Consider the following 9,893-nt stretch of genomic DNA (forward strand, 5'->3'; position numbering starts at 1 on the left):
AGAGTTTTTCAGCGCCCAAAATTACTACCCTAGTTTTCAGCAGCCGATTGTGCTGAGAGTTCTTCTTGGCCGACAGAAATTTGAGTCAAGATGATTGCTATGGTAGCGCATCGAATGAGTGTTCGCCGGGAATTGCTGGCATGAATCTGAAGACTCACCACAAAGACACAAAGGACACAAGAATTCCTCTTCTTTGTGCTCTTCGTGCCTTTGTGGTGAATCCCAAGGCCCAGAGGCCGAGGCGTAGCCGCATGAATCAGAGGGCACACGACAAGAAATTCTCTTCTTTGTGTCCTTCGTGCCTTTGTGGTGAATCGTAAAGGAGGCCGCGATGAACCCTGTATGCCCCATGTGTGGCGGTACCCGAACCCAGGGGCTGACCACCTTTACCGCCGACCTTGGCTTCGGCGTCGTCGTGGTGCGCCACGTACCGGCCCTGGTCTGTGACCAGTGCGGCGAAAACTGGCTTGACAATGGGGTTGCCGAGACCCTGGAGAGCGCAGTGGCCCAGGCCCGCTCCAAGCACAGCATCGTCGATGTGACGGAATGGCAGGACCGGGCGGCTTGAAGGAAGGCGCTTTGACGGCTTACGGCATATCTTTATGGAAATGCGGAGGAGGACGTGGATAGCGCAACAGAACAAACTGCACGGGTCTTCCTGGAACGGGTGCGCGAACACTACGACTTGGCGGGCGCCCTGCTGTATGGCAGCCGAGCCAGACATGATGCGGGCCGCGAGAGCGACGCGGACATTGCCGTGTTGCTGCGCGGCGCCTCAGGCGCGCGTGTCGATGCCGCACTGGAGATGGCCGGCATCGCCTTCGACGTGATGCTCGAAACCGGCGTGCTGGTGGACGCGATCCCGTTCTGGGAGGACGAATGGACGCACCCGGAGCGGTTCGCCAACCCGGCGCTGATCGCCAACATCCGCCGCGATGGCGTGCCGTTGCCGACGTGACCTATGGGGATCGAAGGAAGTGTCGAGATCCAGCCGAAAGTTCGCCCGCTTTTCCGAGCGTGTGACATAAATGCCATTGAAAAGATTATGTTGCCGGCGTTTCTGAGGCGCGATCATTTGCGTGACGTCACGAAAATGATCGTCCCCGGTCGGCTTGATCGAGCGAGTCGCCTTAGCCCCGAAGGGGCGCGACAGACCAGCCCAGGGCAACGCCCTGGGATCGCGCTATTTCGTCCATGAGCCCTGAAAGGGCGTGACATAGATGCCTGACCATTGTGCTGATTTCGTATGTCACGCCCCTTCAGGGCTGGTTTTCTTGAACCGCCAACCCAGGGCGTTGCCCTGGGCTGGTATGTGTGACCCCGTTGGGGTCATCAGGGAAGTAGGATGGGCAGAGCGCAGCGATGCCCATCTTTGCGCCTTTTTTTCTTTGTGTCCTTCGTGCCTTTGTGGTGAACTCTTCGAACGCATGAATATCAATGACCTGAAAGCCTTCGCCGGACTGGACCGGGATATCCGCGCGGCCCTGCTGGCCCAAATCCGGGATCTGTGGACCCATGGCTCCACGGCCATCGAGGGCAATACCCTGACGCTGGGCGAGACCAAGTTCGTGATCGAGGAAGGTCTCACGGTCTCGGGCAAGCCGCTGAAGGACCATCAGGAGGTGATGGGGCACGCGCGCGCGATCGAGTTGATCTACCGCTGGCTGGATACGGGGTTCACGCAGGATCAACTGTTCGACCTGCATCGGGTCGTTCAGTCCGAGGTGATCCTGGACATCTTCAAGCCCTTCGGGGCCTGGAAGTTGGAGCCCAACGGGACCTACGCGGTGACCGCGGACGGGAGTCAGACCTTCATCGAGTACGCCGCCCCGCGGGACGTGCCGGCGCTGATGACCCAATGGCTTGCGGAGCTGAATCGCTTATCTCAGGGCAACCTGAGCGAGGCCGATGCCATCGCGGCCTATGCGCACCTGCACCTGGGTTTTGTCCATATACACCCGTTCTGGGACGGCAACGGGCGCATGGCGCGCTTGCTCTCCAATGTGTCGGTGCTGCGTTCGGGCCACCTGCCGGTGGTGATCGATGTGCAGGACCGCAAACGCTATATCGACACCCTGGCGGAGTATCAACTCAGGGCCGGTCAGTTGAACCCCCAGGGCGGAATCTGGCCAAGCCCGGACCTGGAAGGCCCCTTTTTGGCCTTTTGCGAGGAATCCTACTCCGCGACTCGTGCGCTGGTCAGCCAAGCCCGGTTCCAGCAAGCCAAGAGGGCTCAGTGATGGCGAAGAAGAGTCACCACAAAGGCACAAAGAGCACAAAGGAAGAGAATTGTATTCTTTGTGTCCTTCGTGCCTGTGTGGTGAATCTTCTTGGCGGTGAACCAACTGGACTGAGAAAGTCATGACGGATAGCGATCGGATCTCGGTGCTGAAGCGGCGTCTGGACGCCTTGCGCCTCTTATCCAAGGGGGCCTTGGAGTCGCTGGAGGCGTGGTATGAGGTGGAACTGACCTACACCTCGAACGCGCTCGAAGGCAATACCCTGGCACGCCAGGAGACGGCGCTGGTGTTGGGGCAGGGGATCACGGTCCGGGGCAAGCCCCTCAAGGACCATCTTGAGGCGATCGATCACCAGGACGCCTGGCGCTTTGTGCGAGAACTGGCGCAACGCGGGGCGCCGATCGTCGAGTACGACATCCGCCAGATCCACGCCTTGGTGCTCGGGCGCAGCGACCGGGACGAGGCGGGCCGCTACAGTCAGCGCCAGCGCCAGCGCATGATCTTAGGCTCCCTGGCGGTGCTCCCGTCGCCGGCCGAGGTGCCGGCGCTGATGGGCGATTTCGCCCGCTGGCTGGCGGCGGCGCCGGCGGACCCGGCAACGGCCGGTGAGGCCCACTATCGACTGGTCGCCATCCATCCGTTCACCGACGGCAATGGACGTACTGCACGCCTCTTGATGAATCTGATCCTGTTGCAGGCCGGATTCCCCCCCGTGGTGATTGCGCCGGAACAGCGGCCGGACTATGTGGACGCGCTGGAAACCCGCCATGTCAGCGGCGACACCGCTCCCTGGCAGGCCTTCATGGAGGCGCGACTGATCGAGAGCCTGGAGCGCTATCTGGAGATCCTGGAGAAGGAGCAAGGTCCAGCGGGGGCGGGGGCATGATGGCCATGCTCAAGGTCCTTCAGCGGCTGTTCAGCATCGGCACCTGTGCGGCGGACGACGGGGCTCTGGCGCCCTTGCTGACCGGCCTGGCGCACCTGAGCACGGACGGGGGCCGCTGGGTGATCAGTCGCCAGCTGTTGGGGCTGAGACTGACCCTTAGCGACGATCAGGAGGCAGTCGCGGCGGTGTTGGCCACCCAGCTTGAGGTTCGCACGCCCTGGGTGCGACTACTCGCGGCACGTTGCCGGGAGGCGGGGCAGCTCACGGATGCCAATGCCCTGGTGCAGTTGGTGAGCCGCCTCGGCGGGGCGGCGGCCTGGGTCGAGGCCGCGATGCCGCAGGCGACCCTGGACCCGACCACGTCGACAGCACTGGAGCGCGAGCTCTTCGGCTGCACCGCGGACCAGGCGCAGGCGACGCCGGTGCTGACGCGCGTCATGGCCGGGGCAAGCCAACTCGCCCACTGGCAACAGGGGCCGCTGCCCGTGCTCAACCCGATCGATCGGACTGGCGAGCGAGTGGATGCCAACTGGTGCCCCGGGCGCCTGTTGGCCCATCCGGATGGCGCCGGGCCGGACGAGGACTTCATCCTGTGTGGCCGCTGGCCGGGCGAGGAGGGGGCCGATCCACTCGCTTGGGTGCAGCGCGGCCCGTGGCCGTTGCTGCTCGCGGCCATCGGCTATGTGCAGGATTCGTGGGCGGCGGAGGCGCGCGGAGGGTTGCTCCTGGAGTTACCGCCCGGCCAGTATCCGCACTATCCGACCGAGATCGCGGTGCTGGTGGCGGGGGACGACGGCGCCGAGGTGCTGTGCGGGTCACTGGGCGGCTTCGTGCTCGGGCTGCTCAGCCGCCTGAATATGGGACTCTTTCCGGCGCCCTTGACGGATGCCGCACTGAATACCCGGTTGTCGCCACTGATCGGTGAGCTGCAACGGCGCCAGGTCTGGCGCTTCCAGGAGGGGCTTTCCGGTCAGCAGGGCTTCTATCGGGTTCACCCGAAATTCTCGGACGCCTGCTACCAGATCAGCGGCGTGCGTACCTTGGGGCTCAATGCCCGGGGCCTGCGCCGGGCCATCCGTGAGCAGGCGGAACAGTGGCGGATCGAGCGACAGGGTCTGAAGAGTTCACTACAAAGGCACGAAGGACACAAAGAAGGACTATGAATTCTTGGTATCCTTTGTACCTTTGTGGTGAATCTTCTTGGTGAGCACCTGCGGGTATGCGGGGAACAGTTATGCACCACAAAGGCACAAAGGACACAAAGGAAGAAGGAAGAGTTCTTTGTGTTCTTCGTGCCTTTGTGGTGAGTCTTTTGAGTGAGTGCGCAAACGCATGTGATTCTAAGGGGGCAGGGCGCCATGCAATCGGTAGCTGAAGTCAGAGAGCGGTCCAATTTTCTTGCCTCTGTGGTCGTCGATGCAGCGATCGAGGTGCATCGGATTCTGGGGCCTGGGCTCTTGGAGTCCGCATACGAAGCGGCGCTCGCGTACGAGCTTGGGTTGCGCGGTATCACAGTCGCGCGCCAGGTATTGCTGCCGGTGGTTTACAAGGGTGAATACTTGGATGCCGGCTTTCGGTTGGACCTCGTCGTGGAAAAGTTGCTCATCGTGGAACTGAAGTCGGTCCAGCATATTGAACCGATCCACGAAGCGCAGTTGTTGACCTACCTGCGCCTGTCCGGCCTGTGGCTTGGCCTGTTGCTGAACTTCAACGTCCCACTGATGAAAAACGGCATCCGTCGCATGGTCAACGGCTAAAAATATGCACCACAACGACACTGGCGGAGAAGAGTATTCACCACAAAGGCACAAAGGACACAAAGAAATACTCTTTCTTCCTTTGTGTCCTTTGTGCCTTTGTGGTGAAATCTTCCTCCGGTGTTGTCTGTGCCTTTGTGGTAAATGGAGGGCCGCGGTATGACTGAGGTGAAAGAGATGGATTTGACGCCGGAGTATGTCGCGGGGCTGGCGCAGCGGCACCGCTGGGCGGCGACCGGTGTCTCGGACTATCCGCCGCGGGACCCGCTGGTGGGGCAAACCCGATTCTTCAACCGCTACCGGACCTTTATCCGGACGGTGGATCAGGATCAGGACAACTTTGCCCACGTGTTCGCGGTGGAGGGGGAGTGGGGTCGCGGTAAGTCCAGACTCGGCCACGAGCTGATCGCCCAGATCAATGACTGCTCCAAGGGGTGGTACGTCCGTGACGAGACGGGTGCGCTGGCGTCCGCCCCTTTGTTCGACGACGCCCACCGACGCGATGAGTACCTCGGGCTCTATATCCGTTACTCACAGTTGGCATCGGATTATCAGAATTCGGACAACTGGTTCGCGTTCGGGCTGTACAAGGCGCTGCTGCCGTTGGCGACCCGGGCCTTCGATGGGTCGATCCAGAGCGAGATCGCACGCCAAGCACTGCGGCGCCTGGAGCCCGAGGGCTTCGATCCCGCACGCCTGCGTGAGCTGCTGCAACTGGATGCGGCCCACACGGAGGAGCAACTCTACTTCGAGCCTAAGCTCGTCATCGATCTGGTCCAGGCGGCCTATGGGTATCTGCGTGACTTCGGTATCCGCTATGTCCTGGTGGTACTGGACGAGTTGGAGACGGTGGCCGAGGCGGCGACCTTCGGGCTGGAGCAGGACGATGCCAAACGCATGGACGGCCAGGCGATCCGCCTGATCGGCAAGGCCATCAAGGAGGAAGACCCCCGCCGCGCGCTGCCCTGGCTGCGCTACGTGGCGCTCTGCTCGCCGCTCTTGGGGCAGCAACTGCGCGAGATCCAGTCCACGGCCAGGCGCTTCGAGCTGACGGAGCTGGAACACAACGCCTTTGCCGACGTCTCCGATTACCTGGCGCAGTTGCGTTTGGCGCGCAAGCTGGCCTTCGATTACCCGCGGGGTCTGGTCGAGGCGGCCTACGCCATGAGTGGCGCCAACTTCGGCTGGTTCAACGTGGTCATGGCGAATGTCGATGCCGTGCTGGAGCAGTTCACCGCCGCCGGCAGGCCGATCCCCGACACCGGGCTGGTGTTCGAGGCGGTGCTTGCCGGCTCCGGACGGGTGGCCGCGCATGTGCTGGACGACAACGCCATCGAGGGCATCGATACCTCAGACCAGGTGCTCTTGGCACGCGCCCGACAGTTGCTGTTCGGTCAGTTGCCGATGGCGCTGGGCGATTGTCCGCCGCGCATGACCGAGCTGCTGGACCACCGCAACGAATACAGTGAACCGGTTGCCAGCCGGTACCGCCGGGTGCGCTGGGACCGGCTTGACTGTCGGCGGGCCTTGGAAGATGCGAAGTTCCAGCGGAACAATGAGGAGTGGTTCTACCCTAGCGTGGAGCAAGGGCTGAATCTCCGGGCCCTGCTGCAAAACCTGCGGACCTTCGCCATCAAGGAGTCGGAACCGGACGCCTTGCTGATCCCGTTGTCCCACGGTGAGTTCAAGCACTTGGTCGGTCTGTTGTACGCTCATCCGGCCGCTGAGTTCGCGGCCGACGCGCTCTGGCAGAAGTTCGTGGGTACGGACAAGGAACTGGGGCCGGAGGAGGCAACCCACCTAGGCCCGAGTGTCGCGATGTTGCTGCGGCTGGATCTGCGTTATCGCACGCAACAGAACAACTCGATGATCTTTCGGGACCCGGGCTACGCGGATGCCCACAGCGCGGGTATGCGTGACTTCGAGCAGGACTGCCGGGCGGATCTGAGCCTGCGGCCACGCACCCGCCTCACGGGCCTGTTCCGGCTGCTGGATCGCAACTGGCAGTATGACGAGCCGGCCTATACCAACAAAGACTCGCTCGTCGTGCAAGGCGCCCCCCATGCGCGGGGCCGCGGGGGCAAAGGGGGGCTTCAATTCTGCGACGCCTTGATGCTGCACCCGGACAATCAGGCCTGGTTTGCCTGGGTGAGCAGTGCGGAGGAGTTGAACCGGTTGCATGCGCTGGCGTGCCGCGTGCGCGGCGACGACGGCCGCTTCCCGGTGATGGCCTTCACCGGTTCCCTGGGTGTCCTGGATTACTACGATAAGGGTGGATTCGACGACGACCCCAGGTATGGCAAGGACGACATCCTGCTCTATTACCTCAACAGTTCCGAGCTGGATGTCGTGGAGCGGATCGGGCTGCTCCCAGCCTACCGGTCGGGCTTCGAGCTCAAGGACGAAGCCTTCACGACCAAGTTCAAGAGCCGCCTCCACGGCATTCGGGACTTCACGTACATCGCCATGGCCCATTGGCGCCACCGCCTGGACACGCGGGGCCTGATCGCCTGGCCGTTGCGCCCCGGGGGCAAGCTCAACCTGGAGGACCGCGACCTGCTGTTTCGGGGTTGGAGCCTGTTGGCAATCGAGGAGCCCAAGCTCGGTGGACTCCAGGCGCTGCTGCCTGGGCATGGGGTGGATGCACAGGCCCTGGCCGCCTTGTTCGGGCGCCTGACCCTGAGCAGCCGGGTGGCGAGTCAGGGCTATGACAAGAACGAACATGCCGGCTTGTTCCTGGACCTGGATCAGCCCGAGCAGGCCCAGGCGCGCTTCCCGCCGTTCCTGGCCCGGATCGCGGACCCGAGTAAGCCACGCACCTGGACCCTGGAGCAGGCGCGCTTCAACTGGTACTGGGGACACTTGTCGAGCGCTTCAGGGCTCTCCGCCAAGAACGTCTTTGAGGATTGGATGTGGTGGTGTGCCGGGCTCAATCTGCTGAAGATCGAGGATGAGACCCTGCGGACACCAAAGTGGATACAGGTAACCGGGGCCGAGTTGAAGGCTGGGGTGCAGATGGCCGGCAATTGGCTGGACGCCCCGACCGCGGACGGCTACCGGGCTGCCGTGAAGACCTTGGAGCGGGTCTATGGCATGGACAAGATCCCAGGCTATTTTGCGCCCAAGGATGCCTCGCCCCAGGGTACCCAGACGACGGAGGCAGTGGATCGCATCGACAAGGCAGAACGCTTGCTGGCGGATCTTGCAACGCAAGAGCAGGCCCTGACGGAGGTGAGTGACCTCACGACGATCCGCGAGCGCCTGCCGGCCTTGATCAAGGCACGCTCTGGGGTCCGGGCCCTGGTGCGGTTGGTGCGTCCGCAGCAGCTACCCAGGGTCACCATCGACCATGTACGCACCTTGCGCCTGGAAGATACCAGGCTGTCGCTCTATGAGCGGGTGGAAAGCGCCAGACTCTTTGCCGAATTCGTCGATCGGACCGGGACGGCCATTGCCGGCCAGGCCAGCGCCCTGATCGCCCGCATCGATGCCGACGAGGACGCGCAGCCACCCTTTCCCCGGCGGCTGTTCACGCTGTCTCTGGAGACCATCCGAAACATCCTCGCCGGCGCCTTGGAGCGGACCGCGGACACGGCCACACAACAGGAGGAAACCAATGCCGGAAGCGAGACCCTGCTGCATTTTCTGCGCTCCCTGCAATTGGACAAGGCCTCCGAACGCCTGGACTTACTCGGCCACGAGGTGGGCTATGACCCGCTGACCGGCGTTACCAAGCCATTCGAGGAGGTCAGTGGTTACATCCTGCACGCCTACCGGCAATTCAAGGAGAAATACCAGAGCGCCTGGAGTCAGACCGAGGCGGTCAGGGTCCGTATCGACACGGCGCGACGGGTATTGGACCCGTTGCCGACCGACTATGCTGGCCCTGATCACCCTGCCTTGCTGGAGGGCTACCTGGGCCAGCATCAGCAGATCGCGGACAGTTTCAATGAACTGGAGGAGCAGGCGGACGAGCAACTGAAGAAGATTCACGGCCAGGCGCGTAAGGGTCAGTTCGTTGCCATCCGGGACGTGCCGGACACGCTGATGAAGTCGCTGATCACCCAGTCCGCGGTCCTGGGCGGACAGGTGCAGAGGATCGAGAACGTGATCGCCTCCTACCAGGCAGCGAAGCTGGAGGCCGCAAACAGTGGCCTGCGCGTGCAGCTCAATCCGCTGTTGCGGGCGCGCGGGCTGGTGCCGATTCCGCCGCTCGGGATGACCGAGGTGGGCGCCCTGTCGCTCCATGACCTGAATGTCGAGCTTGATCTGCTGGTACAGGGATGGCGCAGGTCTGCCGAGCGCGCGTTGGCGGACACCGGCATCAGGGTGGAGCGCTGGTGCGAGATTGCCCGGGTGTTGTTGGATGACAGGCAGCCGAGCTTGTCGAGCGAGGAGCAGCAGGTGCTCGTGGACAAGGGAGTGCTTCAAAGTCGCCTCACCTTCGGAAACGCCATCTGAACCCAGGAAGAAGATTCACCACAAAGGCACAAAGGACACAAGAATTCAATTCTTATTCCTTCGTGTCCTTCGTGCCTTTGTGGTTAAGCCTCTTCTGCATCAACGCATCATAATATGCCACCACAAAGACACAAAGGACACGAAGAATTCAATTCTTATTCCTTTGTGTCCTTTGTGCCTTTGTGGTGAATATCTTCGGTGGTGACTATGACCTGGAGTGCGTAGCATGATGGTATTTCTGGATTCCAGGCTTGCCGGGCATCGCCGCGGACGCTTTCTCGCGGCGGCGCTGCACGCACAGGGGTTTGGGGACACCCTCCCGGAGGGCGGCGTCTTGCTGATGATCGGAAGGGATTTGCAGGCGTCGGGGGATGCGGACCGGGATGCACTGACGGCCTGGTGCGCGGCACCGGGGCGTACCCTGTTGCTGTTGCCGCCATACGATGAGGGGCCGGTGCTTGCGTCTTTGGACTGGACCATCGGATTCAGGGACGCGGTTGCGCAGCCCGAAGGACGGCGTGTCCCCGATCTGCTGGCGCAGGAGACCAC

Annotated in this window: 8 protein-coding genes; all 8 read left to right on the forward strand. The window is 62.4% G+C overall.

Going from position 1 to position 9,893, the window contains the following annotated elements:
- Positions 1-331: 331 nt before the first annotated feature.
- Positions 332-568, forward strand: a complete 237-nt coding sequence (locus tag QZY48_RS08150) for a type II toxin-antitoxin system MqsA family antitoxin (protein ID WP_295429965.1) — start codon at positions 332-334, stop codon at positions 566-568.
- Positions 569-622: 54 nt separating this feature from the next.
- A complete protein-coding gene (locus tag QZY48_RS08155; RefSeq protein ID WP_295429967.1) occupies positions 623-958 on the forward strand; it encodes a nucleotidyltransferase domain-containing protein in 336 nt (111 codons plus the stop codon).
- Positions 959-1,427: 469 nt separating this feature from the next.
- Positions 1,428-2,240 (forward strand): Fic family protein, encoded by an 813-nt coding sequence (locus tag QZY48_RS08160; RefSeq protein WP_295429969.1) that lies wholly within the window; start codon positions 1,428-1,430, stop codon positions 2,238-2,240.
- 121 nt (positions 2,241-2,361) lie between these two features.
- The gene (locus QZY48_RS08165; RefSeq protein WP_295429971.1) at positions 2,362-3,126 is read left to right on the forward strand and encodes a Fic family protein; all 765 of its coding nucleotides are present in this window, start codon (positions 2,362-2,364) and stop codon (positions 3,124-3,126) included.
- Positions 3,123-4,289 carry a hypothetical protein gene (locus QZY48_RS08170; RefSeq protein WP_295429973.1) on the forward strand — a complete coding sequence of 389 codons (1,167 nt, stop codon included), beginning with the start codon at positions 3,123-3,125 and terminating at the stop codon, positions 4,287-4,289. Before QZY48_RS08165 ends, QZY48_RS08170 begins: the two co-directional genes overlap by 4 nt.
- A gap of 195 nt (positions 4,290-4,484) precedes the next feature.
- Positions 4,485-4,883 (forward strand): GxxExxY protein, encoded by a 399-nt coding sequence (locus QZY48_RS08175; RefSeq protein WP_295429979.1) that lies wholly within the window; start codon positions 4,485-4,487, stop codon positions 4,881-4,883.
- 159 nt (positions 4,884-5,042) lie between these two features.
- Positions 5,043-9,344, forward strand: coding sequence for a hypothetical protein (locus tag QZY48_RS08180; RefSeq protein ID WP_295429975.1), 4,302 nt, complete (start codon positions 5,043-5,045; stop codon positions 9,342-9,344).
- A 226-nt stretch (positions 9,345-9,570) separates the two neighbouring features.
- The coding region (locus tag QZY48_RS08185) for a hypothetical protein (RefSeq protein ID WP_295429977.1) at positions 9,571-9,893 on the forward strand (323 nt) is incomplete at its 3' end.

The sequence above is a fragment of the uncultured Thiodictyon sp. genome (assembly GCF_903828115.1).
In the GTDB taxonomy this organism is placed as follows: Bacteria; Pseudomonadota; Gammaproteobacteria; order Chromatiales; family Chromatiaceae; genus Thiodictyon.

What these genes read in the sequence shown, in the direction of transcription:
- QZY48_RS08150 (WP_295429965.1), top strand. Translation starts at nt 332, where the DNA reads ATGAACCCTGTATGCCCCATGTGTGGCGGTACCCGAACCCAGGGGCTG.
- QZY48_RS08160 (WP_295429969.1), top strand. Translation starts at nt 1,428, where the DNA reads ATGAATATCAATGACCTGAAAGCCTTCGCCGGACTGGACCGGGATATC.
- QZY48_RS08165 (WP_295429971.1), top strand. Translation starts at nt 2,362, where the DNA reads ATGACGGATAGCGATCGGATCTCGGTGCTGAAGCGGCGTCTGGACGCC.
- QZY48_RS08170 (WP_295429973.1), top strand. Translation starts at nt 3,123, where the DNA reads ATGATGGCCATGCTCAAGGTCCTTCAGCGGCTGTTCAGCATCGGCACC.
- QZY48_RS08175 (WP_295429979.1), top strand. Translation starts at nt 4,485, where the DNA reads ATGCAATCGGTAGCTGAAGTCAGAGAGCGGTCCAATTTTCTTGCCTCT.
- QZY48_RS08180 (WP_295429975.1), top strand. Translation starts at nt 5,043, where the DNA reads ATGACTGAGGTGAAAGAGATGGATTTGACGCCGGAGTATGTCGCGGGG.